Raw genomic sequence first — 716 nt, 5'->3', positions numbered from 1 at the left:
CACTGGGCTCTCAAGCTAACGCATTAAGTAGACCGCCTGGGGAGTACGGCCGCAAGGTTAAAACTCAAATGAATTGACGGGGGCCCGCACAAGCGGTGGAGCATGTGGTTTAATTCGATGCAACGCGAAGAACCTTACCTACTCTTGACATCCAGAGAATTCGCTAGAGATAGCTTAGTGCCTTCGGGAACTCTGAGACAGGTGCTGCATGGCTGTCGTCAGCTCGTGTTGTGAAATGTTGGGTTAAGTCCCGCAACGAGCGCAACCCTTATCCTTATTTGCCAGCACGTAATGGTGGGAACTTTAGGGAGACTGCCGGTGATAAACCGGAGGAAGGTGGGGACGACGTCAAGTCATCATGGCCCTTACGAGTAGGGCTACACACGTGCTACAATGGTCGGTACAGAGGGTTGCGAAGCCGCGAGGTGGAGCTAATCTCACAAAGCCGGTCGTAGTCCGGATCGGAGTCTGCAACTCGACTCCGTGAAGTCGGAATCGCTAGTAATCGTGAATCAGAATGTCACGGTGAATACGTTCCCGGGCCTTGTACACACCGCCCGTCACACCATGGGAGTGGGCTGCACCAGAAGTAGATAGCTTAACCTTCGGGAGGGCGTTTACCACGGTGTGGTTCATGACTGGGGTGAAGTCGTAACAAGGTAGCCCTAGGGGAACCTGGGGCTGGATCACCTCCTTACCTATACGACTAACTTAAT

At 53.4% G+C, this 716-nt stretch carries 1 rRNA gene; it reads left to right on the top strand.

Annotated elements, in window-relative coordinates:
- Positions 1 to 697: ribosomal RNA gene (locus tag ACVBIU_RS20485) — 16S ribosomal RNA — on the top strand; the annotation flags it as partial.
- Positions 698 to 716 lie beyond the last annotated feature (19 nt).

This window comes from Shewanella sp. 30m-14, from assembly GCF_052977125.1.
Note: the sequence above shows the minus strand (reverse complement) of the source record. Positions and strands in the feature narration are given on the sequence as shown.